Origin of the sequence: Vibrio sp. 1F263, from assembly GCF_041439035.1 — a bacterium.
GTDB lineage: Bacteria > Pseudomonadota > Gammaproteobacteria > Enterobacterales > Vibrionaceae > Vibrio > Vibrio tasmaniensis_A.
Genome location: NZ_JBGONI010000005.1, coordinates 54166 through 79763, shown reverse-complemented (window position 1 = coordinate 79763; position 25598 = coordinate 54166). Strand labels below are relative to the sequence as shown.

The 25598-nt window shown below is 44.2% G+C and carries 30 protein-coding genes; 8 read left to right on the top strand and 22 right to left on the bottom strand.

The window, feature by feature from the left end; all coding sequences use genetic code 11:
• Positions 1 to 88: 88 nt before the first annotated feature.
• Entirely contained in the window at positions 89 to 772 is a 684-nt protein-coding gene (locus tag ACED25_RS05030; protein WP_135383502.1) for an SDR family oxidoreductase, read from the bottom strand.
• A 116-nt stretch (positions 773 to 888) separates the two neighbouring features.
• Here ACED25_RS05030 and ACED25_RS05025 point away from each other — a divergent pair, with 116 nt between their 5' ends.
• From ACED25_RS05025 to ACED25_RS05015, 3 genes are all read left to right on the top strand, one after another.
• Positions 889 to 1812: a LysR family transcriptional regulator gene (locus ACED25_RS05025; RefSeq protein ID WP_371694775.1), complete on the top strand. Its 924-nt coding sequence runs from the start codon at positions 889 to 891 to the stop codon at positions 1810 to 1812.
• 218 nt (positions 1813 to 2030) lie between these two features.
• Positions 2031 to 2705: a response regulator transcription factor gene (locus ACED25_RS05020; RefSeq protein ID WP_139683619.1), complete on the top strand. Its 675-nt coding sequence runs from the start codon at positions 2031 to 2033 to the stop codon at positions 2703 to 2705.
• Entirely contained in the window at positions 2689 to 3975 is a 1287-nt protein-coding gene (locus tag ACED25_RS05015) for a sensor histidine kinase (RefSeq protein WP_371694774.1), read from the top strand. Before ACED25_RS05020 ends, ACED25_RS05015 begins: the two co-directional genes overlap by 17 nt.
• Positions 3976 to 4021: 46 nt before the next feature.
• On the opposite strand, the gene ACED25_RS05010 is transcribed toward ACED25_RS05015, so the two are convergent.
• From ACED25_RS05010 to nagE, 5 genes are all read right to left on the bottom strand, one after another.
• Complete coding sequence (locus ACED25_RS05010; RefSeq protein WP_371694773.1) at positions 4022 to 4540, bottom strand: hypothetical protein; 519 nt, start codon at positions 4538 to 4540, stop codon at positions 4022 to 4024.
• A gap of 555 nt (positions 4541 to 5095) precedes the next feature.
• On the bottom strand, positions 5096 to 5554 hold the full coding sequence (locus ACED25_RS05005; protein ID WP_162924253.1) for a GNAT family N-acetyltransferase: 459 nt from the start codon (positions 5552 to 5554) through the stop codon (positions 5096 to 5098).
• Between the two features lie 461 nt (positions 5555 to 6015).
• The gene (locus tag ACED25_RS05000) at positions 6016 to 6456 is read right to left on the bottom strand and encodes a hypothetical protein (RefSeq protein WP_371694772.1); all 441 of its coding nucleotides are present in this window, start codon (positions 6454 to 6456) and stop codon (positions 6016 to 6018) included.
• 144 nt (positions 6457 to 6600) lie between these two features.
• On the bottom strand, positions 6601 to 7086 hold the full coding sequence (locus ACED25_RS04995; protein WP_122046522.1) for a lecithin retinol acyltransferase family protein: 486 nt from the start codon (positions 7084 to 7086) through the stop codon (positions 6601 to 6603).
• Between the two features lie 446 nt (positions 7087 to 7532).
• A complete protein-coding gene (nagE, locus tag ACED25_RS04990) occupies positions 7533 to 9011 on the bottom strand; it encodes an N-acetylglucosamine-specific PTS transporter subunit IIBC (RefSeq protein ID WP_371694771.1) in 1479 nt (492 codons plus the stop codon).
• A 238-nt stretch (positions 9012 to 9249) separates the two neighbouring features.
• On the opposite strand from nagE, the gene ACED25_RS04985 reads away from it, so the two are divergent.
• The 4 genes from ACED25_RS04985 to ACED25_RS04970 all read left to right on the top strand — a co-directional run bounded on the left by ACED25_RS04985 (position 9250) and on the right by ACED25_RS04970 (position 12047).
• Complete coding sequence (locus ACED25_RS04985; protein ID WP_371694770.1) at positions 9250 to 9642, top strand: GFA family protein; 393 nt, start codon at positions 9250 to 9252, stop codon at positions 9640 to 9642.
• A 29-nt stretch (positions 9643 to 9671) separates the two neighbouring features.
• Positions 9672 to 10139, top strand: a complete 468-nt coding sequence (locus ACED25_RS04980) for an OsmC family protein (RefSeq protein WP_371694769.1) — start codon at positions 9672 to 9674, stop codon at positions 10137 to 10139.
• Between the two features lie 122 nt (positions 10140 to 10261).
• Positions 10262 to 11494: a MalY/PatB family protein gene (locus ACED25_RS04975; protein WP_371694768.1), complete on the top strand. Its 1233-nt coding sequence runs from the start codon at positions 10262 to 10264 to the stop codon at positions 11492 to 11494.
• Positions 11495 to 11702: 208 nt separating this feature from the next.
• Positions 11703 to 12047 carry a ribosome recycling factor family protein gene (locus tag ACED25_RS04970; protein WP_371694767.1) on the top strand — a complete coding sequence of 115 codons (345 nt, stop codon included), beginning with the start codon at positions 11703 to 11705 and terminating at the stop codon, positions 12045 to 12047.
• Between the two features lie 144 nt (positions 12048 to 12191).
• Here ACED25_RS04970 and ACED25_RS04965 read toward each other — a convergent pair whose 3' ends face one another.
• From ACED25_RS04965 to ACED25_RS04890, 16 genes are all read right to left on the bottom strand, one after another.
• The gene (locus ACED25_RS04965) at positions 12192 to 12431 is read right to left on the bottom strand and encodes an RNA-binding protein (protein WP_004732698.1); all 240 of its coding nucleotides are present in this window, start codon (positions 12429 to 12431) and stop codon (positions 12192 to 12194) included.
• A 112-nt stretch (positions 12432 to 12543) separates the two neighbouring features.
• Positions 12544 to 13218, bottom strand: coding sequence for an SDR family NAD(P)-dependent oxidoreductase (locus ACED25_RS04960; RefSeq protein WP_371694766.1), 675 nt, complete (start codon positions 13216 to 13218; stop codon positions 12544 to 12546).
• A 268-nt stretch (positions 13219 to 13486) separates the two neighbouring features.
• Positions 13487 to 13750 (bottom strand): hypothetical protein, encoded by a 264-nt coding sequence (locus tag ACED25_RS04955; protein ID WP_017061275.1) that lies wholly within the window; start codon positions 13748 to 13750, stop codon positions 13487 to 13489.
• Positions 13751 to 14002: 252 nt separating this feature from the next.
• Complete coding sequence (locus ACED25_RS04950) at positions 14003 to 14545, bottom strand: DUF3833 domain-containing protein (RefSeq protein WP_371694765.1); 543 nt, start codon at positions 14543 to 14545, stop codon at positions 14003 to 14005.
• Entirely contained in the window at positions 14542 to 15129 is a 588-nt protein-coding gene (locus ACED25_RS04945) for a chalcone isomerase family protein (RefSeq protein WP_171314214.1), read from the bottom strand. The genes ACED25_RS04950 and ACED25_RS04945 overlap by 4 nt, the downstream gene beginning before the upstream one ends.
• Positions 15130 to 15132: 3 nt before the next feature.
• Complete coding sequence (locus ACED25_RS04940) at positions 15133 to 15654, bottom strand: DUF2878 domain-containing protein (RefSeq protein WP_017082959.1); 522 nt, start codon at positions 15652 to 15654, stop codon at positions 15133 to 15135.
• On the bottom strand, positions 15632 to 16912 hold the full coding sequence (locus ACED25_RS04935; RefSeq protein ID WP_371694764.1) for a class I SAM-dependent methyltransferase: 1281 nt from the start codon (positions 16910 to 16912) through the stop codon (positions 15632 to 15634). The genes ACED25_RS04940 and ACED25_RS04935 overlap by 23 nt, the downstream gene beginning before the upstream one ends.
• 105 nt (positions 16913 to 17017) lie before the next feature.
• The gene (locus ACED25_RS04930; protein WP_371694763.1) at positions 17018 to 17824 is read right to left on the bottom strand and encodes a DUF1365 domain-containing protein; all 807 of its coding nucleotides are present in this window, start codon (positions 17822 to 17824) and stop codon (positions 17018 to 17020) included.
• A complete protein-coding gene (locus ACED25_RS04925; RefSeq protein ID WP_371694762.1) occupies positions 17821 to 19092 on the bottom strand; it encodes an NAD(P)/FAD-dependent oxidoreductase in 1272 nt (423 codons plus the stop codon). The genes ACED25_RS04930 and ACED25_RS04925 overlap by 4 nt, the downstream gene beginning before the upstream one ends.
• Positions 19093 to 19094: 2 nt before the next feature.
• The gene (locus ACED25_RS04920; protein ID WP_371694761.1) at positions 19095 to 19826 is read right to left on the bottom strand and encodes an SDR family NAD(P)-dependent oxidoreductase; all 732 of its coding nucleotides are present in this window, start codon (positions 19824 to 19826) and stop codon (positions 19095 to 19097) included.
• Positions 19826 to 20257: a nuclear transport factor 2 family protein gene (locus ACED25_RS04915; RefSeq protein WP_371694760.1), complete on the bottom strand. Its 432-nt coding sequence runs from the start codon at positions 20255 to 20257 to the stop codon at positions 19826 to 19828. Before ACED25_RS04915 ends, ACED25_RS04920 begins: the two co-directional genes overlap by 1 nt.
• Before the next feature lie 14 nt (positions 20258 to 20271).
• Positions 20272 to 21717: a deoxyribodipyrimidine photo-lyase gene (phrB, locus tag ACED25_RS04910; protein ID WP_371694759.1), complete on the bottom strand. Its 1446-nt coding sequence runs from the start codon at positions 21715 to 21717 to the stop codon at positions 20272 to 20274.
• A complete protein-coding gene (locus ACED25_RS04905) occupies positions 21714 to 22661 on the bottom strand; it encodes a DUF523 and DUF1722 domain-containing protein (protein ID WP_004732716.1) in 948 nt (315 codons plus the stop codon). The genes phrB and ACED25_RS04905 overlap by 4 nt, the downstream gene beginning before the upstream one ends.
• A gap of 144 nt (positions 22662 to 22805) precedes the next feature.
• Positions 22806 to 23516 carry a ChrR family anti-sigma-E factor gene (locus ACED25_RS04900; protein ID WP_102561835.1) on the bottom strand — a complete coding sequence of 237 codons (711 nt, stop codon included), beginning with the start codon at positions 23514 to 23516 and terminating at the stop codon, positions 22806 to 22808.
• Entirely contained in the window at positions 23509 to 24156 is a 648-nt protein-coding gene (locus tag ACED25_RS04895; RefSeq protein WP_017077063.1) for a sigma-70 family RNA polymerase sigma factor, read from the bottom strand. The genes ACED25_RS04900 and ACED25_RS04895 overlap by 8 nt, the downstream gene beginning before the upstream one ends.
• A gap of 110 nt (positions 24157 to 24266) precedes the next feature.
• Complete coding sequence (locus tag ACED25_RS04890) at positions 24267 to 24887, bottom strand: LON peptidase substrate-binding domain-containing protein (protein WP_269335382.1); 621 nt, start codon at positions 24885 to 24887, stop codon at positions 24267 to 24269.
• Between the two features lie 310 nt (positions 24888 to 25197).
• Here ACED25_RS04890 and ACED25_RS04885 point away from each other — a divergent pair, with 310 nt between their 5' ends.
• Complete coding sequence (locus tag ACED25_RS04885; protein ID WP_029223927.1) at positions 25198 to 25584, top strand: tautomerase family protein; 387 nt, start codon at positions 25198 to 25200, stop codon at positions 25582 to 25584.
• Positions 25585 to 25598: the final 14 nt, after the last annotated feature.

The following is a 25598-nucleotide window of genomic DNA, read 5'->3' as shown; positions in this document are numbered from 1 at the left end:
GAAGTACCTGTGTTAATTCTTGTTTGTTAGGACGTTTACATACACGCCCTAACGATTGTTCTTTGCTTCTTTGCTTCTTTGCGGAGTGTTAGCCGAGTAGAGCACCGCCATCGATGTCGATGATTGACCCCGTTACGTATGGGTTGTTAATCGCGAATAGATAACCCATTGCGATATCTTTAGCCTCTCCGACTTTGCCTGCTGGTAGGTTGTTTTTCGCGTTGTCGTACATGGTTGAACGAGCTGAGTCATCCATATTTTTGTAGGCTTCAGTCATGGTAAGGCCGGGGCTGACGGCGTTGACTCGAATCGGTGATAGCTCTTTGGCAAGCACCTTAGTTACGCTCTCTAGCGCGGCATTAATCGCGGTTTTTACGTAAGTACCAGCAACCACTTTGCGTGACAGCATGCCCGTGGTTAGTGTGATTGAGCCGTTTGGAGTCATGTAACGTGCGGCGTGCTTGGCTACGTTTAAGCTTCCCCAAAACTTGGTATCAAATGCTGCTTTTGCGTCTGCGATAGCAAGGTCTGTCACTTTTCCTGCGGGAGCGTATGAACCCGCGGTTATCACTAAGTGATCAAATGCACCGATCGATTCGAAGTATTCACAAACCGATTTCTCATTGCTGATATCAACGCCTGTGTGTCGGCTGGCAATGTGTACTGTGTTGTCTTCGTTTCTCAATTGCATTGCTAATGCTTTGCCGATACCTGATGTTCCACCAATGATGACGAATGTGTGCTTTTCTTGGTTTGTAAGTTCGTTGTTCATGTTCTGAATTCCTGCGTGTTCTGCTGATGGTTGCCATTATATTTATTCGACTAAATTTGATAATTGGTTAAAATATAAAATCATTATTCGGATTAACTGAATAGTAGGAGAGGTGGATGGACAAGTTTTCAGATATGGCGATGTTCGTGAGCATTGTTAAGCATCATGGGTTAGCTGCGGCGGGGCGAGAGTTAGGGCTTTCTCCTGCGACCATGACAGCAAGGCTTCAGGCGTTGGAAGAGCGTTATGGTGTGAAGCTGCTGAACCGAAGCACAAGACACGTGTCTTTAACTGACTCTGGGGAGCTGTATCACAAGGCGTGTCTGGAGATATTGGATAACGTCAGCGAGGCTGAAAACCTGATTCAAAATGGCGTTAAAGAGGTTAAAGGCCCACTAAAGATTGCAGCACCTAAAGACATCGGAAAGCAGTACATCCTTCCTATTCTGTCGGAATTTTGTCAGCAGTACCCAGACGTTATTCCCTATCTGTATTTGAACGATAACCTATCGAATATCGCTGAATCAGGCATGGACATCGTGATCCGTTATGGGGAATTGGTCGACAGTAGCTTGATCTCTAGACGCTTATCGCCAAGCCGACGTGTGTTGTGTGCTTCACCAGAATATCTTGCCAAGCATGGAACGCCGCTAACACCACCAGATTTGGTCGAGCACGATTGTTTGGCGATGCTGCGCAGCAATGAAGAACTTAAGACATGGCATTTCCAAGACCACGACATGAAGAAGTCGATTACCGTTGTTCCAAAGCGATTCTCAGACGATGGTGAAGTGATTCGTTACTGGGCATTAAAAGGAGAGGGCATTGCTCTTAAGTCGGTACTGGATGTACAAGACGACATCAATAACCAACGCCTTGTGACGCTACTTAATGGCTACATGAAGAACTTCAATACCTCGACGTCAGTATCGAGTGCCGACTTGAATGTGGTGTACATCAGCAAGAAGTATCAGCCTAAGCGTATCCGGTTGTTTTTGGATTATCTGTTTGATAATTTTAATGACTTGGTCGAGAAATAAGGCAGAGATTAATTATCGTTAATCTATTGAAAATGAAACCTCAATGACGATAGATCTATAGTGACTTTGAAGCTTTATTGATCAAATAAACTTTATTAACGAATTGCAGTTTACCCCCTAAGTTGCATCTGGCTCGCATTAGTCACGCGAGCCTTTCTTTTTTTGGGCGATAAGTGTTTGGTTTACGATAATATTTATCTCCGATAAAGGGGGAAGTAGTGAAAATACTAATTATCGAAGATGACACCACCACAAGAGAATTTGTGGCCAAAGGTCTTGAAGAACATGGTTATGCGGTCGACCAAGCAGAAGATGGCAAAAAAGGCTTAATGATGGCGTTAAGCTCCGAGTATCAACTGGTGATTCTTGATCGCATGTTACCGTATTTGGATGGAATGAAAGTTCTCTCTGCAATCAAAGCGACAGAAGAAAATTTACCGGTATTAATTTTGAGTGCCATGGACAGCGTGGAAGATCGCGTGAATGGCCTTCAAGCAGGAAGTGATGATTATCTGATAAAACCTTTTGCTCTGGCTGAGCTTGTTGCACGAGTAGACATCATTATCAATAGAACTAAACGTCAACCCGTTACTGAGACAAATTTGATATATGACTGCTTAGAAATCGATTTACGCGCTCATAGAGTAGTGTGTAAAAACCAAGATCTCCAATTGCAGCCGAAAGAGTTTCAACTGATTCAGTATTTCGTTGAGCACAGTGAGCAAGTTGTTTCAAGAATGCGCTTGTTTGAGGCTATTTGGAGCTACCACTTTGACCCGAAAACCAATGTCATTGATGTTCATGTCGCCAATTTAAGAAGGAAGCTTGAAGAGGCAGGTTGCCCTGATTTGCTTCATACAGTGAGAGGGGCTGGTTATGTCCTTCGTCGATGATTACTCCCTTACTCGTTCCTCTGTATTTAAGACTCTAGCCGGTTTGTTTGTGTTGGTGACAGTGATTAATGTCATCGTGATTAGGCAGGTATACAAAGACTCAGATGCGTTCCATCGGGCACAACTCATTCGACAGCTGCAAGATGAGTCATCCGAATTCAGTTATGCAGCCAATCAAAGTAAAGAGGACGTTGAAAGGTTACTTGCCGTAAAGCAAACATCCGACACTAATTTTTACTATCGCCTTTCTGAGCGAACAAGCCCTTTACTAACCACGTCTTATCCTGTTGTTTCGCTTATGTCTGAAACCGCCAACATTAGCATTGGAGATACGCATCGCTTGGTTATTGGTATTGATAGACAGGCGGTAGAAGAGTATCGAAAAACTCTAATCCCGATTGTATTTTCGGGCATTGTACTTCCTATTGCCGTTATGCTGATCGCGGCTCTGTTTTTTACGGTTCTGATCTTAAAGCGTTTAGAAAGAGTCAACCAAGCGATGAATCGAGTGCTGTGTGGTGAAAAAAGCGTAAAAATCCCTGTTTCCAAACAAGACGATGAATTTGATATTTTGGCGATCCATCTCAACTTCATGATTGAGCAAATGGCTAAAAATGAAGAGTCATTGAAGTCGTTAACAGTAGGCATGGCTCACGATATGCGCACTCCCATGGCTCGGCTAAAGTTACGCTTAGAAGAGGTATTATCGGATTCAACATTGACCGACGAACATCAAGAACAATTCTCGGCTTGCCATGATGAGTTGGAACTCATTCTATCGCTATTCAATAGCATGTTAGAGATCACTAAGCTGAATAGCGGTCAAACGTTGATCGCCACAGAGCGTGTAGATCTTGGGAAAATAGCTCAAGATGCGATCGAGTTTATCAGCCCTATTGCTGAAATGAAGCAACAGAGTTTGGTTTGTCGGCTAGACCAAGAGTGCGAAGTATTGGGTGATAAAAGCCTACTGTTTAGGGCTGTCTTCAACTTGGTTGAAAATGCAGTGAAATACACACCGGAAAAGGGCGAAATTGAAGTGGTGGTTGATTACTTTGGTGTCACGGTGGCGGACAACGGTATCGGGATATCAGATAAAGACAAGATGAATGTGTGTCGGCCTATGTTCCGTGCTGATAAAAGTAGAACGGAATTTGGCAATGGCCTTGGCTTGTCTCTGGTTGATGCCGTAGTAAAGCGTCACCATGCCCATCTTATTTTAAGAGATAACACCCCAGGGTTAAGGGCTCGTCTCTATTTTGAACGTTAACCTTAGTGGACTTTTGTAGGTTGCCCAACACCTTAATCCTTATTCGTTAGTTAAAGGCTTCCAAGGTAGCAGGTCTAAATCTCCCGTTTTTTCTACTAATGTAGATAGAGTTTATATAACTTGTCGAAATGGGGCATAAACTAGTTGATTCGAGTTTTGGCATATACTGTCGGTTCATACCGGACTCTCTCCAACGTATTCTCGTTTCATCGGCAGACAAAAACGAATCACTTAACCTTGATACATCAATTTCAAACCAAACTGTTTGTGCGCAACCACTCTTACATGGGATGAAACTATATAAAATTTCACTTACATGAGAGTTTGGTAAACGAAAATCGAATAAGCTAATTCCACCAATACTTCTTACAAACGGATGGACACGTTCCGCTTTTCCTCCCCAGCACTTTGTTTGGTCAATATCAGGTTCAGCAAGGATGACCCCTTGTCTGACTATGCTCATCGCATTCTCAATACTTGTCGAATGCCAAACTTTACCTTTTAGCTCAGTTGGTACTTTGGTTGACAATTTATAGCCTCTGTTTAGCTCAAAACCCATGTTCATTATGAACGGCTGAATACGAGTAGTACCATTCCCCTAACGAATGATATGGGCTTCTATTTCCGAGGAGCTGCCACACTTATATGGTACTTAATTGCACCGGAGGCACCATGTTAGATCATTCTTATTTCTGCGGTATCGACCTAGCTAAAAATCACTTTAGTATTCATGCAGCCGCCAACAGCACCGATCAAGGCCAACGCGATAAGAGTATCCGGATCGTATAGCTCTTTTTTTTAATACATCTAAAGCAGCAAATTGACTCATATTTACTCCTTGTACGCCGCTATTAGGTATTTTTCAAATATGCTTTGAGGTGTAGCTCAGCTGCTGACTCACAATCTAGACCTCTCAACTCAGTTATTCGAGTACTACCGTCAGGAAGGTACACTTTGAGAGTATCTCCAAAAACAGAATATGATGCAGTTACAGACTTACCGTTATGCTCGATAGTTATTTCTTCATTCATATTGCTTACCTTTAATTTTCAAATACTAAGAAGTTAAATTTTAAAAATTTACGTCATAGAGTGACACATAAAGCTCTGTTAAGTGCATGCTAATTGAGGTACTTCTGCCAATGTTGCTGACCTTTCAAAACTACCCTGTAATCTTCGTAGTCCAAAGAACTATAGAGATTTTTAGCTGCAACATTATCATTACTGACCTCTAGTGTGATTTTGAGGTAATCATTATCACGACAATACTGTTCGATACCATTCAGTTGCGCCTTGCCAACACCTTTACCACGAAAGCTATCCGACACCATAAAGTCATGGATATTCATCACCCTTTGCGCACGATAAGTTGAGAACGACTCAAAACAAACCGCAAAACCGGCAGGCTTGTTGTCGACAAAACTGATGAATCCGTGGAAATAAGGCAATGCAAACAGCTGAGCAATTACGGAGGGATCTAGTTCAACTGAGAATCCAGATAGATACTCTCTGAATAAAGTTTCGAATATACCTTTATCCCCAATGCTTTCTGTTTCGATACGACTCGTTGTGATTTTCATATTTATTTCCACCAAAGCACATAACACCTGCATAAAACGAGAACAAGCCATACTCTTGTAACAATGGTCACTCACTGGAGTAACCCCATGACTTAAAATGCCACAAACCCTTTAAAAACAACATTTACCAACTTGAGGCAGCAAGGTGAACGACCCGAGACAAATTGATGCTGATTCTAGTGCAGTTCGGCGCTTCACCACCTATGAACTCTAGTCGTTATCATGAGATACCACGTGTCGGAGTAACTCGTCCCACATAGCCGAAAGAAACGAAAAATAACTAGCTGGTTGATAAGATTGCTATCGCAACCTCATCTTGGCCTCGCTCGCCTTGAGAAAAGCCTCAAAGCGATGTGCCCTTCAAATGCAATTGTACAATTTACTTAATAAAGTGGCTTCGGGCTTGTTCAACACTCGGGATTTAGTGTTGGCTGCGCAACACCCTAATCCTTATTTATTAGCTATGTAGTCAATTTTTTCAATTTAGCCTCTTTAACTAGCCTTTTACTTTCTAGTTTAGCAATCGCCTCTTGATAGTTTTTAAGGTTGTCATACCTTTTCCACCAACGATATGCGACGCCGACAAACGCAGACCAAAGAGTAAGTAAAGCGATTTGTGGAATGCGTAAAAGGTTTCCTAGACCAGCCAGATCAAATGCAAGTGGTATTAAGTTAGCCAAGCCGAAAAGAAAAAACATGGCAAAGATTCCTTTGAAAGACGAGCGGCTCATTTCAACACTAGACTTTCTGATTTTTCCAAGATGTTCGATTTCAAAGTCGATAAGATCAATGTCATCTTTGAGGCTCTTAGCTCTCGACTTTTTAAATACTGCAACAACAAACATCACTATTACAGTCCCTAAAATACCAATAAGCAGACTCTTAACATCCGTCTCGTTCATACTATCATTTTTCCTTAAATAGCTAACGCTCGCCATAATACGCCACAACACATTACGACAATGTTGATAGACCACCAAAAACACCAAAGCCAATTAATACCTAAAATGCCGAGCGTTGGTGGTGTTTTAATAGACTTGTTAGTCCTATTTTGATGCTAAGAATGCAATGCCCGCAGCAAGGCACGTAGCTATAGCCACATTTTTAACAGGACTTTGCTCTGTTGGGGTAAGCATTGAAGCCAGAGCAGCAGCACCGCCAGCAGCTTGGACAACTGAATTGTCTGATTTCAGTAATGCACCAACACCAATTGCTGAGATTAAATATTTTTGTACTTGAGTGCTTTCTTTCTCTAGGCCACACGACGTCCTTACAAAGTGCTCACAGTTCTCTGAGAATAGGTTGTAAGGGATACCTAAGTATTTTCTCGCTGTTTGTACCGCTAACGTTGGATTGTCCGGTTTTATAGAGCTTATTTGGATACTTTTATTATCAGCGAAAGAGGTTAATTCTATTTCTTCAACTCGGTGGAATGTTTTAGAATTATGGATAACAGTATCATTACCAACGTAAATGCCGTAATGCTTAAAACCTGTATATTGAATTTTTAATACTTGCCCTAGTTCATACATCGTTGACTTCCTTATATTCACACAACATATATGAACATGAGGTCGTATTGGTGTGATTCAAGGCTGGAGTTCAAAAATAGGGCTAACATTTTAATATCGCGCGGGCACGAATCCATCCGCTCAGCATATCAAGATTGTTGCTTATTGCCAGTTGGGTGCTACGTCTATGACATAAAGCAGTTCTATTGTTTAAGTACTAAACCGTGACCGTGCAAGCACATAATACCGCTGTCGTAAGGCATGTCATCACTCCGAAATGGTCTTTGAATTAGCGATTAATCAACGCCTTAAAAGCGGTTGTTCGTGCTTACACGTTGTTAAGACCCTGTCTGTTTCTTTCCCATAATATCTTTACGCTGAGAGTGCAAAAAAGCCAAAGCGAATCGCTTTGGCCTGAGTGCTTTAATGTGAATCGCAACGTGTGCTGTGTTTTAGTGACGCTGGGTTTAACTCGGAAGTGGGACCGATGTTAGGTCTTGGCTTTTAGGGATTTGAGTCATCGCATGAGCAATCTCCTCTGCCTCTGTGCCAATAATAACCTGAAGGTTGTTAGCCCCAATCTTTACCACGCCCATTGCGCCAATCGCTTTCAGTGTCGCTTCATCAACAATACTGATGTCTTTAAGTGTTAAACGCAGTCTTGTGATGCATGAATCAATACTGGTTAGGTTGGCATGCCCCCCTAGCGCTTTTAAGTATTGCGCCGCTTTCTCATTCGATGAAACTTGGTTTACTTCTGCTACGCCTACATCTTCACGTCCCGGTGTTTTTAAATCGAACTTTAGGATAGCGAAGCGGAATATTGAGTAGTAAATCGAGGCAAAGAACAGGCCTTGAAGTATCAACATGTAAGGTTTTACTGCGAGCGGAAGATTGTAAGACAACACGAAGTCAATTAACCCACCACTGAAGGTAAATCCGGCGATCCACTGCATACTAGCAGCAATGTATAGCGACATAGCGGCAAGAAGCGCGTGGATAACATAAAGCACAGGTGCCACAAACATGAAGGCAAACTCAATCGGTTCTGTTACGCCGGTTAAGATAGCGGTTAATGCTGAAGCACCTAGAATACCGCCGACTTTCTTTTTGTTTTCTGGTTTAGCACAGTGGTACATCGCTAAACATGCCGCTGGTAAGCCATAACCCATAACAGGGAAGAAGCCACCTTGATAAATACCCGTTACACCGAGTTCGCCAGTGCCCGACCAGAATTTAGAAATGTCATTGATGCCCACTAAATCGAATAGGAAAACTTGGTTAAGTGCGTGGTGCAAGCCAACAGGTATAAGTAAGCGGTTAAAGAAACCATAGAGGCCAGCGCCTGTCGCACCCATCTCAGAAATAGAGATGCCGAACTCGACCAGTGCTCCGTAGACGACAGGCCACACATAAACCATGACTAAGCTAATACTAATCGCGGCCAGAGAAGTGATGATTGGAACGAAGCGCTTGCCACCAAAGAACCCGAGAGCCGCAGGCAGTTTTATGGTGTGGAATCGGTTATATAGAGTGGCGGCGACAATACCTATCATGATGCCAGTGAATGCACTCACTGCTGCATTGGAGGCGATAAGTTCAGATGCGCCCATTTGGTCAACAGGGACACCGGTGATTTGTGAGATAACATTCACGTTACCCACGATCATTTCCACGATGAGCAGACCTAATAGGCCAGAGAGAGCGGCAGCGCCGTTATTGTCTTTTGCTAAACCATAAGCGACACCAACCGCGAATAACCACGCTTGGTTATCCATAATGCCTTTACCACCGTATACGAGTATGGTGGCTAAGGCGCTGTTAGCTCCCCAACCTGATGGGTCAAGGGCATAACCTAGCCCTAGCATCAAACCACCGGCAGGCAGTACGGCGATCGGCACCATCAGTGCTTTACCGATTTTTTGTAAGTATCCAAGTATGTTCACGTTTTTTCTCTCTCTATTTTTATTGATAGAGAGAGCTTACTTGCATAAGGATTAAGGATCGGTTGTGCTTAGATTAACGATTATTAATGTAGGGCGATGTCGTTGTAAGACTGAGAATTATTGAAGATTTTATGGATAATCTGATTGTTCTAAAAGTGCTAAATTCAAAGCTTGGTTACGGACAAGGTAAATGGTTCTCGTTAAGATAGTTCGATACAAGGACTTGATGGAGAGAGAAATGAAAGTAGTCGGTAACACGGTTATCCAACCTTTTCACAAGGCAACCTGCCATTGTGGTGCAGTTGAGTTAGAACTCAGCCTACCTAACGGGATAGAAAAGCCACGTCGTTGTGATTGTTCTCTCTGCCGTCGTAGAGGGGCGGTTGTTGGCTCTGTGGCGCTGGATGGTATTAAGATTTTGAAAGGTGCAGAGCATCTCAAGCTTTATCAATTCAACACCAATACCGCGAAGCATTACTTCTGCTCAAACTGCGGCATCTATACCCATCACCAACGCCGCTCAAGCCCAAATGAATATGGTTTTAATATCGGTTGCTTGGAAGGGGTGAATCCTTTTGATATTGGTGATGTGGTGACCAATGATGGCGTTAATCATCCTGCTGACCGCTAAGTCGTTACACAATATAAAAGGAATTAATTATGTCTGAATATGGAGCGGTCATTCGCTGGCAAAAAGCGGAAGATGAAGCCTTTAGCGACAACCAATACAGTCGCGGTCATACGTGGGAGTTCGATGGTGGTATCACTGTGCCAGCTTCATCTTCTCCTCATGTTGTGCCACTGCCGTTTTCGGTGGAAGCGAATGTCGACCCAGAAGAAGCGTTTATCGCGGCACTTTCTAGCTGCCATATGCTGACGTTTTTGGGCATTGCCGCAAAGCAGAAGTACGTGATCGACTCTTATGTGGATGATGCTGTTGGTGTGTTGGAAGAAGATGAATCAGGCTGCTCATCGGTCACTAAGGTGACTCTGCGACCTGATATTGTGTTCTTAGGCACTAAGAAGCCAACTGCCAAACAGCTCGACAAACTGCATCATTTAGCGCACAAAAACTGCTTTATCGCGAATTCGGTCAAGACTGAAATTGTGGTCGAGATGCGAGATTAATCTTAATTAATCACAAGATTTCTTTAAAAGCTTCGTCCTTTTTATCTCGCTATCGTCTTAAGGGTATTCAGGCAATCCAGTTGATTGCAAAAGAACCAAACACACTATTTGAGGAACCCTCCATGACAGCGTTTAACAGTGCATCGAATTACGGTGAACATGCGTTTATCAAAAGCAAACCAGAGATGCTAGAGAGCATTTACAACACTGTCGATGTATTTCCTTACTGGATTGCCGACATGGACTTTAAGGTAGCAGAGCCGATCACTCAAGAGCTAAACCGCTTAGTTGAGCGTGGAGTGTACTCGTATGAGTTCAATGAAAAGGCGGTGTTTGAGGCGCTATCTCAATGGTATTCAAAGCGTCATGGTTTAAATCTGTCTTCAGACAAATTCGTTCAGGTTCCGGGAGTGTTACCAGGCATCGCGTTGTTACTGCGCCAGTTTACCAATGAGGGTGATGGTGTGCTTATTCATACGCCGGCGTATCATCAGTTTGCTAATTTGGTAAATAAGGCAGGTCGTCAGGTCGTGAATAGCCCGTTGATTAATGACGGACAGCGTTATCAGATTGATTTCGATGGTATGGAGCAACAGATCATCGAACAGCAAGTGAAGACGATGATTTTCTGCAATCCGCATAATCCGACTGGGCGAGTGTGGACACCTCAAGAAATTGAACAAGTCATCGAGATCGCTAAGCGCCACGATGTGCTGATTATCAGCGACGAAGTTCATTCCGACATTATTTTTGAAGGTCATTCTTTTACGAGCTTAACCAGCTTTGATTACGAAAAAGTCATTGCCTTGATTGGCTCTCCGGCGAAAACCTTCGGCATGCACAGCATCTCAAATGGTTATGTGTACACCAACAATCATGAGTTATTTGAAGCGTTCAAAACCAATGTGGTGGCGATGTATCTTGACCATGGTAATGCGTTCAGTACGTTTGCAACCGTGGCTGCCTTTGAGAAAGGTGGAGAGTGGCTCGATGGCATGTTGGTGTATTTGCAAGACACGGTGAAATGGATTACTGAATTTGCGGAGCAGCGCATTCCTCAGTTAAAAGTCTTCCAGCCGCAAGGTACTTACCAAGTGTGGTTTGATTTTTCTGAGTTAGGTTTCTCGGAAGAAGATTTAAAGAACGTGGTGTTTGAACAAGCTAAAATGGGATTAACACCGGGCGGCTGGTTTGGCGCTGAGAGTTATCATTTTATGCGAATGAACATCGCCACCTCGCGTAACAATATTGAGCAATCATTTACTGCGTTGGCTGATGGGATTGAGGGCTTTGAGCGAGGAAGTCAGGAGAGTTCAAACTGCTGTGATAAAGGCAATTCAAAAAGCTGCTGCTGATTATCCATGTTGAATTGAAAATGCTTAGCCGCTGATGCTGATCATTAGGCTCTAAAGAACGAAAAACCGCGAGGCTGCTTAGCGCATGACTGGCGGTTTTTTTGTGTCTGTGTAATCCTAAGCATGATTTTATTGAGATGAAATTGAAGTGTTGAGTGGTAGTTCGAGAGCACTTGAATGATTGGTAGAGATTGGTTGGCAGAGAGTTATGTTTAGTGTCCCACTGAATAGTTTTGTACATCGTGTGAGTGATAAAAGCCAAGTGATGGCGAATGCGACTGAGTGTGGATGCCAGTTGAAGCGAGTGCGACGTTCGCGCAATTGGCTGTTGGTCGCTCAAGAGCATCAACTCGTTGAATTTAAAACCATGTTAACTCACGAAAAAGACGATTGGATAGCAATCGCAATCGACAAAGTGCTGCCTAAACCGGTGGTGTGTTTGGCATCTCTGTTGGCCGCGACACCTTCAATGACCGTCGCTCAATTGGTGATGGAATCTGGATGTTCAATGGTAGAAGCAAGGCGTGCCATTGATGAACATGAAGGGCTGTAGGCGTATTCGAATCGTGTGAAAAGAGAATCGCGAGCAGCAAAAAGCCCGTAACGATATTACGTTTTTCAGCGCAATATCGTTACGGGCTTTATCATCTGTGCTGTTGTTAAGCTAAGCCATGCGGCTTATAAAGCGTTTACTCGATTAAGAGTTAGCTACTTTTACACGAATCGTGTTTTTGCCAAGTTTTGACAAGTTCAGCTTGTTTAGTGCCGCTTTAGCTTCTTCGTGCTCTGGCATTTCAACAAAAGCAAAGCCTTTAGATTCGCCAGTTTCTTGGTCTAAAACTAGGCTGCACTCTTTTACTGAGCCGAACTCAGAAAATAGAACACGGATGTCTTGCTCTGCAGTAGAGCGCGATAGGTTACGAACTAGAAGTTTCATAATAAACCTTGAATATGAATTTACGCTGAGCATTGTCGCACACTTTCGTGCTCACCCTCACAAATAATTAGCGGAATAGCTCGGTTTACCTGTTCGCTGCTCTCATTAGCCGTTAACCGCGGTTTATCGTGATATCTGACACATATCCATGCTCGGTACTGGTTAACGCCTGCTGCAGCATTTGAGCGGCTTCTTGTGCGGTCATAAAGCTTGAGGTATCCATTGCTTTGCCGCTGGTTCCCCAAAACTCGGTTGCCATTCCGCCGGGATAAACCGCAACGATTTTCATCGGGTGACCTTTGAGCTCTAACCTTACCGATTCGATAAAGCCTTTTACTGCCCATTTTGCTGCGCAGTAGGTGGACTCTTCTGCTTTAGCGCCTTGAGCCGCGGTCGACATCACGACCGCAATGGTGACGGGTTGATCTTTGTAACGCTGAACCAGCTCGCGAATCAGAAATATCGAGGACTCGATATTGTTTTTTAGCATGTCACTGATCGCCGCTGGATCTTGCTGTTCTATCTTACCGAAGTATCCACTGCCAGTGCTGTGAACCACCAGTTTTGGTGTTTCTGGCAATGCATCAAGCAGTTCGCTTACGGAGTGCGGGTCACATAGATCACACGCTTGGCTAATGGTATTCGCTGGTAGGTCTTGCGCCACTTCTGCTAAACGTTGTGCGTTGCGACCTGTAATGGCTACACGCTGAGCGTCGGTTGCGGCGTTAGCATATTGCTTCGCGAGAGCTGCGCCTAAACCGCTGCTTGATCCGGTAATTAAAATCATACTGTCTTAAGTTTGTAGAGTTGATTCGAGATAGTAAGGGGCTAGGCTAAGATTTTCTGAGATCTATGGCTAAAGTTGATCGATAGCCTGGTTGATAGGTTGATAGGTTGATAGGTTGATAGGTTGAGCGGTAGGGGGGGGGAATAAGAGTGTGTGGAAAGTCGTTAAGAATCGACTGGTTTGGTAAGAAATAACAGCGTTAAAAAATAACGAACTAACAAGTAAAAGCGCCGGCATAGTGCCAGCGCTTTTGAGTCATCATAAGTGATTATTCGTCGTCGAACTGTTTGATCGTGAACGCGTCTTCGATTCGGTTAAGCTCTTCTTGTTCTTTAACTCGCTTCTCTTCTTGCAGAGTCGCTCTCGTTTCGTTGAAACGTTTTTTCTCTGACTTAGTCAGGAATTTTACAGCTTTTTTGTTGGTCAGTGCGTAAGCAACTACGTCTTCACCTTTTTCTCTGCGGTCGTTTACGCGTTGTGAGAAACGTTCATTGTCGCGAGCTTTACGCTCCGCTGAGGTCAACTTGCTCATGCTTTAAAGCCTTTTCAATTATTCATGGTAGGGAATCTACGCTTAGCGAAACAAATGGGGACTGCTTAGTGTCAGTCTAGTCCATTTGTATGCTGGTGGCGCATCTTAGCACAGTGGCTTGAGCATGCAGGTATGCTATTCGAGGGATTAAACAAAACAGCCCACAATTTTCGTTGTGGGCTGTTTTGTTACGTACTGTAGTTATCGATGAAGTTAACGATTGGAAACTGACAATTAGAAACGGCAGTTACATCAAATCTTCTCGATGTATAAGATGACCTCTCCGACTTTAAAGCCAAACTTAGACATCTCAGTCTTGTTGAACAAGCGTTTATCGTCCATTAAGAACATCCAATCGTCTAACACCACTTCATAGGTGCTACCGTCGACTTCGATTTCTAAGTCATATTTCCAATAAAGCGCTGAACCTAGAGTCTCGCCATAAGCGGTACCGACTACATCATTGGCGGTGCCAGAATAGGTGTTTTCGCCGGTTTTTATTAGGTTCCAAACACGTGTTGAGCGCTCACCATCAGCAAAGGAGAACCACTCTTTGATTTCTCCGTTGTCTCCGTCCCAAGTAGCGATGAGCTTAGCGTCAAAACGGCGTAGTAGGTTACCAGAGCGGTCTAGTACCATGCCGTATGCCATTAGCTCGCCGTTGAAAAAGGTTTCTAGCTTGAGCTCTGGCGTAGTGTCTACGTGGTTTTCTAAACTTGCAGAGCCACAACCCGCTAGCCAAGTGAGTGAAAACAGTGCCAAAGCAAATTTTGTTATTGTTGTTTTTGGATTCATTTGTTCAAACCTAATAGTTGTTTGCGCAGACCGGGCTCAGATGTGTTCTCAGATAACCAAATCGCGAGAAAGGCTTCACCAAATTGCTTGTCTTGGATGGTGCCGATGGGTTGCTCATCGAAATAGAAGCGACTTACGTTGTCTTCAGCAACTCGGATAGTCAGCGTGCTGCCTTCCTCAACGTTGGGCCACATTGCGTATAAAGGCTTCAACCAACGTTGGATATTGTTGCTGGAGTAACCAAGTTTGCTCCACTGGTCTTTGGTTGCGTCTACAAGGTCTTTGCTGTCAATTGCTCGGTAGTACTCAAGTTTCAAAGCACGCTCAGAGTTAGATGGCGTGGTGTAGAACTCTGCAGAATACAAAGTCCAAAATAAGTAACTCATCTCACCTTGGCCACGCTTGTTTAAATCATCGACAGCAGAAGCTTTGGCATTCCCGGTAAATAGGAGTGCTGCGCAAATGAGGGTTAGGGTGACTAAGCTAAATAGTCGGTTTCTTGATTGCTCGCTTGTTTGAGTGCGAACGCGACTAACATCGCTCTCAGATTTGAACGCTTGCGTAGGGTTGCGTGGAAAAGCCATAAGTCACCTCGTTGTTGCCATTTTGGGTTGTACTAAGTTGGAGTAAGCGGCCACCAGTAAGGGCAACAAAATCCCCCAACTTATTGCAAGGGCAGCTAACACCGATGCGTCTGGCCAAGTAGTCAGAAGGGCGCCTGCTTTGATGCCTCCCCAATAACTACTAGTACCTGCTACGAACCCTATGACAAACAAGATCACTTTCGAGCATTTTAAAAGCCAATTTAGGCTGTGGTTAAAACTGATTAAGAACATGATCCACAGGCAGACTAGCCACACTGGGAACCAAGATTGATTTGCAATTTCAGAATCGACGGCAAACACGCCGAAGTGAAGTAAGAGGCTATCAAGCAACAGCCCCAAAGGTAATAAAATGAGTATTTTCAGATCGCTACTGCGAGTAGGGGAGAGAAGGAAGTGAACGGCCACAATCAGTGGCGCCACGAACGGGGCTTGCGCGGTAAAGAACGCGCTGCAAACCCAGGTCGCTTGAAACAGAACGAGATTAATAATCCAAAACCGTTTCATCTTTTGCTCCAAAGTAACGAGGTTTTCTAGCAACTAAGTGATGAGTACTGATCACGCGCTCTTTGAATGCACCTTCACAGTAGCAGAAATAAAAGATCCACAAGCGCTTAAACTCTTCTGAATAGCCGAGAGACTCTAACTCTTCCCAACTGTTTTCAAAGGCAACATTCCAATCGTTAAGCGTTCGAGCGTAGTGCAGGCCAATGTCATCGATTTCTTGGACAACAAGGTCTGTACTGGTCGCAAGGTGTTGGGTCATCACTGAAACCGAAGGGAGACAGCCGCCAGGGAAGATGTACTTCTGAATAAAGTCGACGCCTTTGCGATATTTGTCGTAACGACTGTCGGCAATAGTGATCGCTTGAATCAGCATTTTGCCTGATGGTTTCAACAGTGAAGAACATTTCTCAAAGAAGGTCTGTAGATATTCATGTCCGACCGCCTCAATCATCTCGATAGAGACCAACTTGTCATACTCACCAGTGAGGTTGCGATAGTCCTCTTTAAGCAGGGTGATTTTGTCGGTTAAGCCAAGCGCTTTTACTCTCTGTTCTGCAAGCGCGTGTTGGGCATCTGAGATTGTGGTTGTGGTGACATGGCATCCGTAGTGTTGCGCCATGAATATCGCTAAGCCACCCCAGCCGGTACCTATCTCGACCACGCTGTCTTTCTCTGACAACTCTAATCGCTCACAGATGGTTTTCATTTTGTTTTGCTGAGCTTTGGATAGAGTTTCTGCTTCTCCGCTGTAGATAGCGGAAGAGTATTGCATCGAGCTGTCTAAGAAGCGTTCATACAACTCATTGCCAATGTCGTAGTGCGCAAGAATATTACGTTTAGAGCCTTGCTCTGTGTTGGCATTCTTACGACGCAGCAATAGGTTTTTGATGCGAGAAATCCATTGTGTCTTGTCATCAAGCTCGTCGAGTTGAGATTGATTTCGAGCCATGATTTGAATCACTTTGGTGAGAGCTGGGCTTGTCCATTTTCCATCAATGTAGGCCTCAGATGCGCCAATACTGCCGTCAATCACGACATCTCTAAAAAATGTTGCATCGTGAATCACGATTCTACCTTTCAAGTCTGCTTCTCGATCGCCGAACACCGAATGTTGGTCGCGCTCAATGATCTCGAGCGTCGCGAATTGCAGGCTTTCTAAAACCTTGAAGATTAAAGCTCGATATTTACAGTTGCTTGAAACAGCAACGGCTTTAGCTTGTTGTTCAATATTGTTGTTTTGTTTGGCAAGCTGTTCCATGTAAACCTCGCTGATAACTCATTCTAATATTTTGTGCCAACTAAGCTGAGTTTTGCTCCTTGGTTGGAGCGAACCCAAGCTTCAATTGATTTCTGTTTTAAGCGCTTAAGATGTTGAGTCTGGATGCGCCACAAACGGTACTTTTTTCAGGAATAATTTGAGAGCCTGATAATAAATGCCCATCACGACTTTTATCGTCATCGCCGGAATCTTGAATACCGTTCGTCTAATGTTTGCCTTGGTTACTGACTGCTTCGTCAGGGCTAGTGTCGCATCGAAAAGCTTGTCGTCTCGGCGGCTTTCGATGTGGACTAACGTGCGTTTCGCTGGTGGCTTAATCTTCCAAAAGTAAGTCATGTTCAAATCCATGAACGGCGAAACGTGAAACTCTTTTTTTACCTTCAATTCTTGGTGCATGTCGATGAGATAGTAGTGTCTTTCTCGCCAAGGGGTGTTACTCACCTCAGCCAACATGTACTTACAATCTCCTGTTTCGTCGTAACAGAAGAAACAGTTGATTGGGCTGAAGTAGATGCCTAAACAGCGGCACTGAGCCAGCATCGTCACACGGTTTGAATCAGACCAAACCCCACCAAGTTGTTGCACTTTGGAAGCTATACGTTGCTTAAGTGATTTTGGTTCATCCGTGGTGAGATTTTCTTTTTTTTCAGCGAGATAATCCGATTCGACAAAGCGAATCGGGTTGAACCAACGAGTTCCGAACAGCGCACTGCGCGCTGTGGTTTGGGGCAGCTCATCAAGATCTAACCCCATCATATACAGCTGATAGCTGAACTCATGAGTGATGTCGCCAAAGCGGCGGTGTCTGACGTTGCCCCAATAGATCCCGCTGAGCTCTTCACTCTTTTCGGATGCGATCTCCATTTCGGATGTTAGGGTTTGACTGTTCATAGCGCTGAACTCGTACTCAAATCTAAACCGAAGCGTTTGGTCACATCGAGTGCACTGTGGACACCGTCTTCATGGAAGCCGTTGTACCAGTATGCGCCGGCGAAGTGCGTCTGTTTTTTGCCACAGATCTGTTCGCGCTTGTGCTGAGCTTCTACCGTGTTCGAGTTAAGTACCGGGTGATGATAAACAAAGCTGCGAATGATTTTTTCTGGGTCGATGGCTTCGCTCTGATTCAAGGTGACACAGAAGGTGTCTTGGCTTTCGATGCCTTGCAGAATGTTCATGTTGTAAGTCACACAGGCAGGTCGTTTACTGTCGCCATCCAACATGTAGTTCCAACTTGCCCATGCCAGCTTCCTGTCTGGTAACAATCGGGTATCAGTGTGCAGAACCACTTCATTACGACTGTATGGGATCTCGCCTAGAACCTGTTGCTCTTGCTCTGTCGCATCGCCGAGTAAACGTAACGCTTGGTCTGAGTGACAAGCAAATATCACTTCGTCGAAGTCTTGTGTAGCGCCATCTTCAAATTCAATCGTGACGCCCGCTTCATTGCGAGTGACTTGTTTGATCGATGTGTTCAAAGCGACGGATTTGTTCAAGCGTGAAAGGATGATTTCAACGTAAGAGCGCGACCCTTTAGGAATTACATACCATTGTGGACGGTTCGCGATGTCGAGTAGCCCGTGGTTGTAGAAGAATTGAATGAAGAATTTAAGCTCAAATTCTTCCATTTCCTCTAAGCTTGTCGACCAAATTGCTGCGCCCATCGGTAGGATGTAATGCTGGCTGAAAAAGTCGGAAAACTGGTTTTCACGTAGGAAGTTGCCCAAGGTAACATCCGGTGTGAACTCGTTACTTTCGAATTGAGCCTTACACAGTTTGTTGAACTTGAGAATGTCTGACACTAAAGACCAGAACTGAGGTTTGAAGATGTTACTCCTCTGCGCGAATAACGAATTGATGCTATGGCCGTTGTATTCGAATTTAGTTGTGGTGTTGTGTACGCTGAAGCTCATTTCGGTCGGTTGCCTTTCAACACCGAGTTGTACGAGTAGCTGATTGAAATTCGGGTAGGTTCGATCGTTGAATACTATGAAACCTGTATCTATCGAAAACGCCGAGCCTTGATGTTCAATATCAACGGTAGCGGTGTGGCCCCCAACATAATCGTTCTTTTCGAATACGGTCACGTCGTGGTGCTTATCTAATATGTGTGCGCAAGTCAGTCCAGAGATGCCTGAACCTATAATGGCGATTTTCTTCATTGTTATACCATCCTTGAAGCGAGTTTTTGCCAAACTGGAGTTGGAAGCATTCTTAGTAGCTTCATCAACATGATGAATCGTCTTGGGAAATCGATTTCACTCTTTCCTTGAGCAATACCATTTACGATTCGCTGAGTTGCGGCCTCACTACTAATAATCATAGGCATAGAGAAGGTATTTCGCTCGGTTAATGGCGTTTCAACAAAGCCTGGGTGCACAATTGAGACATGAATATTGTGCTCGGCCAGATCAACCGACAGTGTTCTGCCTAAGTAGGTGAGGGCTGCCTTTGAAGCGCCATAAGCCTCGGCTCTTGGCAAAGGTAAAAAGCTGGCGCTGGAGCTTACTAAAACCAAACGGCCGCCCGGCTTAATGTTTTTTAACCAGGCTTTAAGGGCGTAGCCAATTGAAATTAGATTGATGTTGATGACGCGCTCGAAAAGCTCGGCATCAAAATTCACGGGGTCGTTGATGTACTCACAATCACCCGCGTTCAAGATCAGTAGGTCGAGCTGCTTATCTTGTTCGAGTGCAGGGAAATTGTGGTAATCGGTCAAATCAAAACAGAGTGGGTCAATTGACGAGTGCGATAGGTCTGTCTCGTGAGAATCAACTAAAGCTTGCAGTTTGTCTTGATTACGGCCGCAAGCAATCACCTCATGCCCTTGTTGAGCATAATCTATAGCGAGTGATTGGCCGATACCTGAGGTCGCGCCTGTGATCATAATACGCATTATTGGCTCGCTCTCTTTTTGATGGATTTGATGGCGCAGCCCAGAACAGGAATGTGTTCGTACAACATAGAGCCGACATCAAGATAGTCTCTGTGATAAACCACTTGGCCGTCGAGCATCTTGAGGTGGCTGTGTCCTTGTACTTCGATTGGCCTTTGCCCATTTAATTGCTTGTGAGCAAACTGCATTGTCCAATACACCGAAGCTTCGTCGTTCACTTCGAAAGTGTGTTCGATATGGAAGTAACAGCTCGTTACCTGGGTGTAGAGGTTCTCGAAGTAGTGCGTAAGCGCCGAAATGCCGCTGACATGATGCAGCGGGTCTTGGAATTCAATATCAGGGTGATAAACCGTCTTAAGCACGTCGAAATTGTCGGTTCCGAGTTCTCGATACATGTTGAGAAAGTTATCAAGCCATAGAGAGTTATCCATAATATTCACTCTAATTATTTGAAGAAGGCTAAGGCTCTCAATCGTGCTTCTTTATGCTCAACGATGGGTTGCCAGTATTCGCTGTCTATTCCGTTTTTAGCGATAAAGTCATGTGGGAAGTGCACATGCTTATCTGGGATATTTTGCAGCTCTGGTATGTACTTACGAATAAAAATTCCTTTTGGATCAAACTTTTCACTCTGAGTGATTGGATTGAAAATTCGGAAGTAAGGTTGAGCATCACAGCCCGTACTTGAAGCCCACTGCCAGCCACCATTGTTGGCACTAAAGTCTCCGTCGATAAGGTGCGACATAAAGAAACGTTCGCCCCAACGCCAATCGATCAGCAGGTTCTTGGTTAGGAAGCTTGCCACCACCATTCTTAGCCTGTTGTGCATCCAGCCTGTCTCAACTAATTGACGCATTGCTGCATCAACCAATGGATATCCGGTTTTTCCTTCGCACCACGCCTTGAAGCTAGGGTTGTCGTGATACCAATCTAAGCCGTTGTATTTCTGCTGAAAGTTCGCACCTTTAACCAGTTTAGGATGATGGAACATCAAATGCTTATAAAAATCTCGCCAAATCAATTCATTAAGCCAAGAAAAGGCTGGCAGTTGTGTGTCAAACAACAAATCGGGTTGTTGCTGTATCAACTGAATCGCTAACCAACGTGGGCTTACAGCGCCAATCGCCAAATAAGAGGAAAGGCCAGACGTGCCTTTTATCGAGGGAATGTCTCTAAAGCGAGAATAGTCATTAACTTTATTGCTTAAGAAATTGGGAATCACGCTCTCAAGGACGTCTTGGCTTAGTGGCCAACGGCTTGAATCAACACGCGGAAAGTCAAAATCGTACTCGCCAGAAAAACCACTTAACGATTGTTTCAGTTGTGATGGATTCTGAATCGAATCCGTTTCAGATGAACCTGCTTGCGCTGATCCTGTTGAATGCACTGGAGCGTGGCTGCAAATGATGCCTTTCGCTTGCACTTCTTTTAACCATGCGTTTTTGAAAGGTGTGAAAACCTTGAACATCTCACCTTGTTTATTCAGCACGCTACCTAATGGCAGAATCGTATCGCAGTCGGTTATCTTCAGTTTTATACCGCTAGCGATTAAGCGTTTGTCACGTAACTGCTCGTCTACTTCAGGCTCAGAATTTGCGTAAACACACGTCGCATCAAGCTGTTTGTATAGATGAGTGAGTTGTACGGCTTGGTCGTCAAAATCGCGGGCTTTGAGGTGTAGAAGATCGATCCCAAATTCAGCGAGTTGGGATTCAAGTTGCTGCAGGTGACGATAGATTAAATCGGCTTTGATTGGCGCAAGGTGGTGTTGCTGCCATTGCTGTGGCGTTGAAATAAAAACGGCGATAGAGACGCCGTTTTCAACTGCAGAGACGAGCGCTGGATTATCGTGAATCCTTAGGTCTCGTCTTATCCATAGAATGTCGCTCAATATCCGTATCTCAGCTTAAGTTCTTGTGGGTGCGGGTTTAGATAAACCTGTGATTCAAGGTACTCGTTTGGGTATTCCATCAAGTAGTGGTTAATCAGTGTTAGTGGAACTAACAGAGGAACTAGCCCTTCTCTGAATGATGAAATCTGATTGGTAAGCTCTTGCTTGTGCGCGCTACTCAATTGTTTCTTAAAGTAACCTTGCAAATGATGCAGAGTATTGGCGTGGCTACCACGGTTCGCGTGGTGAGATAATGCCGTCATCAAGCCTTCAATATATTGTTTTGCCAACTCATCGATTTCAAGCTCGTTGCTTGCTAATAATTTCCCAAGTTTCTTATAGCCTTCAATGTGGTGACACATTACCAGGTACTTGTGAGCGCTGTGGAATTGAATCAGCTTGTGTTTAGTTACGCCTTCGTCAACAAGGTTGAGCCACTTTTGATAAGTGAAGACACGTGTCATGAAGTTTTCGCGTAAAATAGGGTCATTGAGGCGACCATTTTCTTCAACAGGAAGTAATGGGTTGCCTTCCATCACTTGTTTGGTGAACAAGCCAACGCCTGTCGATTCAGAGCCACGCCCATGGTGGTGGTAAATTTTTACTCGCTCCATGCCACAGGTTGGGCTTTTCTGACACACAATAAAGCCAGCGATGTGTTGGTTGTTCATTGAATAATTTTGACCGAACTCGATCAGTTCATCGGTGACATCGCCAGAACCATCTGGGCGAGAAACATGGATGATGTCGTCTAACATTCTTGTCTGACGGATGGTTGGTCGAGGCGTTGGAAGCCCAATGCCCATCTCTGGGCAAACAGGTTCCAACTCTACGTAATCTGCAAGATCGTCGGTGCAGAAGCGCGAACGTTTATGACCAGTATCGAACCGAACTTTATGACCGGCGACACATGCACTAATGCCTATTTTTATTTTTTTATCCATTGGTCAATTCCTTACGCTCATTGCTCGTTGTTATTCTTATATTGTGTGTTTTGTTGCTTATTAAACATTACTTTAGTTCGGTTTTTACTTTGCTTACTAGCCAACTCTATGAGTCTTGTGACGTACCTGGTAAATCTTTTCAATCTAATAGATATATTTACCGAGTGGATTGAATAACTGGCTCACACCTTTTGTGAAGTAAAGCGCATCACTTGAAACAGTTAAACACACACAACCTTCTTTGGTGGCTGGTTGGTGAGTGTGGTCACCATCTAACCAGATGAAGTCGCCTTTGTTGTAGACGCCCATTTCATCTTCGAAACTGCCTTCTAAAAGAAGCGTAATCTCAAAGCCTTTGTGGGTGTGGCATGGCACTTGTCCATCTTTGTCGATGTGCAGCAAACTGGTGTGGTGTGCTTCGTCGTCAAAATCGAGTCGCGCTCGCGAAATTTTGCCTAAGTTCATCCAGTCTTTTCTCGCCACTGAGTTCAACGCGCGAGGAATAGTGAACGTGGTGTCTGCAACCGTAACTTGCTGAACTTCGGGTGTCACTTCGATAGCTTGAGATGAATCAGCAGTGATTTGAGCAATCGCATCAAAATCAAATTCCTCATCATCGGATAGGAACGCATCCATTTCGCTGTCAGAAAGTTGAAGCCCTGAGGTATCACTTTCAAAGGCAGATGTATCGCTTTCAAAGACAGTGTCAGCAGCTTGCGCCGTCAGCATGCTTACTTGTTGTTGGCAGTGTTCACACAGTTCTACATGGCTAGAGACAATCAAAGAAACTGAGTCTGCGAGTGTGCCATCGACAAAATCTTTCAAAATTGCGGCATTTGGGTGGTGTTTAATCATGATCTTGTTCCCCCATGTGAACCTTAAGTTTGGCTAAAGCGAGTCTTAGACGTGATTTCACGGTTCCAAGTGGGACGCCAAGTTGTTGAGCGAGTTGCTCTTGTGACAACTCCTGAAAGTAAACGCCTTTAACAATCGTTTTCTGAGCCAAAGGCAACTTCTCTATTTGAGTCATTACATGGCGGCTCATCAAATGATCACCAAACGGTAATTCATCACTTTGAGATTCCGCGACCATTGCATCTATTGGCCAAATGTCGTCAGCGATGGTTTGCTCTGCTTTAGCTTTTACCTTTCTTAGCATGTCGAAAGCAGCGTTTCGCATCACGGTGTAGACCCAAGTAGTCCCAGCGCCTTTCTCTTCGTTGTAGAGATGCGCTTTCTTCCAAACGTTAGTCATTGTGTCTTGAACTAGCTCGTTTGCAGCAGCCTCGCTGCCCAATTTGCTGATTCCAAAACGCTTGATCTTAGGTGCGAAGAACTTGAACAAACAGGTGAAGGCTTGTTTGTCTCGGTCTGAACCAACCAAAATCAACCAGCTTGAGAGCTCTGTAGGTACCTTATTTTCATTAGGTAGTTTGTTGTCGGGGATAATGACATGCTCCTTGCCGTTCCCTGAACTTCTGCTTTCGACTTGCATAGTACTTAACCATCATGCGAATTTGAGTGGCACTACGTGAAAGGAGAAGGTCGGGATCACTTTAATTTAAATTAATTTCCACTATACAAAATTATAGTGAAGAAAAGTGCTTATTGCCCCGTAATGATTTGATTTAAAAAAGGAACTAAAGAAGGAAAGCTAGCGGGTTCGGTAAATTCTGTTTTCTTTTCCAATGGGATAGGCATCATTTCGAGTAATCGCGCACAGATCCATCGTGGACTTTCGAAGTCTGGAGTGGGGTAGAGCGTTCTGATTGAATCGTGGTCTCGAAACAGCTGTATCAAGAATGCAGTAAATACGTTCGGTACTTTGCATTCTAGATCTGGCCAATGAGGTAATAACCTGAATTGGCTTTTTATCAGGTCATCGTCGTCTCGAAATGATCCCTGAAGCTGAACCAGTTGTTGACCTTCGACATCGATTTCCAAAATTTGGTCGTCAGACATGTTGAAATCAACGATGGACACTTTGGTTCCCCAAGAACTGAGATGTTCAGAGTTGGTGCTGTCTTGGGTGGCAATAATGAACCCATCTCCTTGGGCCGCATGTACAACCATAGCAAGATATTTTGGTTCAAAGATGCGTAGCCTCTGACGACCTCCGGGCAGAAGGAATATCGGAAGGGGAAATATGGCGAGCTCGAGAGAAGACTCTACGAGTGCCTCTGGTTCGGTTTCTATCCGTGTGATCTTCTCAGCTGAATTCGGCACATAGCACTCCTTAGTTCATACATGGTTGAGTCTGTACGGATTTGATTCGTACGTAATTCAGAGATGTATACGCGTGCTCGTTGAAGTTCGATCAATGTGGGGTGATGTATTGAACAGGAAGTTAGAGAGAGGGAGACATGGTTTTTTGTCGCGTTTATTCGCAATTTAATCGGTTTAACCTTTTTTAACTTACGTCATTAGGTAATATGGGTTAAGAATTAGTCAATGGATAGATAATAAGTGACACGCTTATCTTACGTTGCTTATCTCTTAGTTCTTCTTTACCTGACATCACATCAAAGGAATGGTCATGATCGTTATTTATGGTATCAAAGAGTGCTTAAATCCGATTAAGTTACAGCTTTCTAATGTCTTACAACAATGTTTGAACAGTGAGATGGGGTTACCTGATGACAAACGAGCGCATCGGTTTGTACCATTAGAAAGAGATGATTTCTTTTATCCCGAAGGGCGAACAGAAGCTTACACCGTCATAGAGATCAATATAATGGAAGGGCGAGCGGTGAACACCAAAAAGCGCCTGATTAAGAAGATATTTTCTGAAATAGAAAAGCAGCTGGCCATCTCTCCCATTGATATCGAGATCACCATCAAGGAGCAGCCATCGCATTGCTGGGGCTTTCGAGGCATGACTGGCGATGAAGCCCAAGATCTTAAGTATAAAGTAAAGGTCTAGGGTTTAAGCTCCTA

What these genes read in the sequence shown, in the direction of transcription:
- ACED25_RS05030 (WP_135383502.1), bottom strand. Translation starts at nt 772, where the DNA reads ATGAACAACGAACTTACAAACCAAGAAAAGCACACATTCGTCATCATT.
- ACED25_RS05025 (WP_371694775.1), top strand. Translation starts at nt 889, where the DNA reads ATGGACAAGTTTTCAGATATGGCGATGTTCGTGAGCATTGTTAAGCAT.
- ACED25_RS05015 (WP_371694774.1), top strand. Translation starts at nt 2,689, where the DNA reads ATGTCCTTCGTCGATGATTACTCCCTTACTCGTTCCTCTGTATTTAAG.
- ACED25_RS05010 (WP_371694773.1), bottom strand. Translation starts at nt 4,540, where the DNA reads ATGAACATGGGTTTTGAGCTAAACAGAGGCTATAAATTGTCAACCAAA.
- ACED25_RS05005 (WP_162924253.1), bottom strand. Translation starts at nt 5,554, where the DNA reads ATGAAAATCACAACGAGTCGTATCGAAACAGAAAGCATTGGGGATAAA.
- ACED25_RS05000 (WP_371694772.1), bottom strand. Translation starts at nt 6,456, where the DNA reads ATGAACGAGACGGATGTTAAGAGTCTGCTTATTGGTATTTTAGGGACT.
- ACED25_RS04995 (WP_122046522.1), bottom strand. Translation starts at nt 7,086, where the DNA reads ATGTATGAACTAGGGCAAGTATTAAAAATTCAATATACAGGTTTTAAG.
- ACED25_RS04985 (WP_371694770.1), top strand. Translation starts at nt 9,250, where the DNA reads ATGAAAGTAGTCGGTAACACGGTTATCCAACCTTTTCACAAGGCAACC.
- ACED25_RS04980 (WP_371694769.1), top strand. Translation starts at nt 9,672, where the DNA reads ATGTCTGAATATGGAGCGGTCATTCGCTGGCAAAAAGCGGAAGATGAA.
- ACED25_RS04975 (WP_371694768.1), top strand. Translation starts at nt 10,262, where the DNA reads ATGACAGCGTTTAACAGTGCATCGAATTACGGTGAACATGCGTTTATC.
- ACED25_RS04970 (WP_371694767.1), top strand. Translation starts at nt 11,703, where the DNA reads ATGTTTAGTGTCCCACTGAATAGTTTTGTACATCGTGTGAGTGATAAA.
- ACED25_RS04965 (WP_004732698.1), bottom strand. Translation starts at nt 12,431, where the DNA reads ATGAAACTTCTAGTTCGTAACCTATCGCGCTCTACTGCAGAGCAAGAC.
- ACED25_RS04960 (WP_371694766.1), bottom strand. Translation starts at nt 13,218, where the DNA reads ATGATTTTAATTACCGGATCAAGCAGCGGTTTAGGCGCAGCTCTCGCG.
- ACED25_RS04955 (WP_017061275.1), bottom strand. Translation starts at nt 13,750, where the DNA reads ATGAGCAAGTTGACCTCAGCGGAGCGTAAAGCTCGCGACAATGAACGT.
- ACED25_RS04950 (WP_371694765.1), bottom strand. Translation starts at nt 14,545, where the DNA reads ATGAATCCAAAAACAACAATAACAAAATTTGCTTTGGCACTGTTTTCA.
- ACED25_RS04945 (WP_171314214.1), bottom strand. Translation starts at nt 15,129, where the DNA reads ATGGCTTTTCCACGCAACCCTACGCAAGCGTTCAAATCTGAGAGCGAT.
- ACED25_RS04940 (WP_017082959.1), bottom strand. Translation starts at nt 15,654, where the DNA reads ATGAAACGGTTTTGGATTATTAATCTCGTTCTGTTTCAAGCGACCTGG.
- ACED25_RS04935 (WP_371694764.1), bottom strand. Translation starts at nt 16,912, where the DNA reads ATGGAACAGCTTGCCAAACAAAACAACAATATTGAACAACAAGCTAAA.
- ACED25_RS04930 (WP_371694763.1), bottom strand. Translation starts at nt 17,824, where the DNA reads ATGAACAGTCAAACCCTAACATCCGAAATGGAGATCGCATCCGAAAAG.
- ACED25_RS04925 (WP_371694762.1), bottom strand. Translation starts at nt 19,092, where the DNA reads ATGAAGAAAATCGCCATTATAGGTTCAGGCATCTCTGGACTGACTTGC.
- ACED25_RS04920 (WP_371694761.1), bottom strand. Translation starts at nt 19,826, where the DNA reads ATGCGTATTATGATCACAGGCGCGACCTCAGGTATCGGCCAATCACTC.
- ACED25_RS04915 (WP_371694760.1), bottom strand. Translation starts at nt 20,257, where the DNA reads ATGGATAACTCTCTATGGCTTGATAACTTTCTCAACATGTATCGAGAA.
- ACED25_RS04905 (WP_004732716.1), bottom strand. Translation starts at nt 22,661, where the DNA reads ATGGATAAAAAAATAAAAATAGGCATTAGTGCATGTGTCGCCGGTCAT.
- ACED25_RS04900 (WP_102561835.1), bottom strand. Translation starts at nt 23,516, where the DNA reads ATGATTAAACACCACCCAAATGCCGCAATTTTGAAAGATTTTGTCGAT.
- ACED25_RS04895 (WP_017077063.1), bottom strand. Translation starts at nt 24,156, where the DNA reads ATGCAAGTCGAAAGCAGAAGTTCAGGGAACGGCAAGGAGCATGTCATT.
- ACED25_RS04885 (WP_029223927.1), top strand. Translation starts at nt 25,198, where the DNA reads ATGATCGTTATTTATGGTATCAAAGAGTGCTTAAATCCGATTAAGTTA.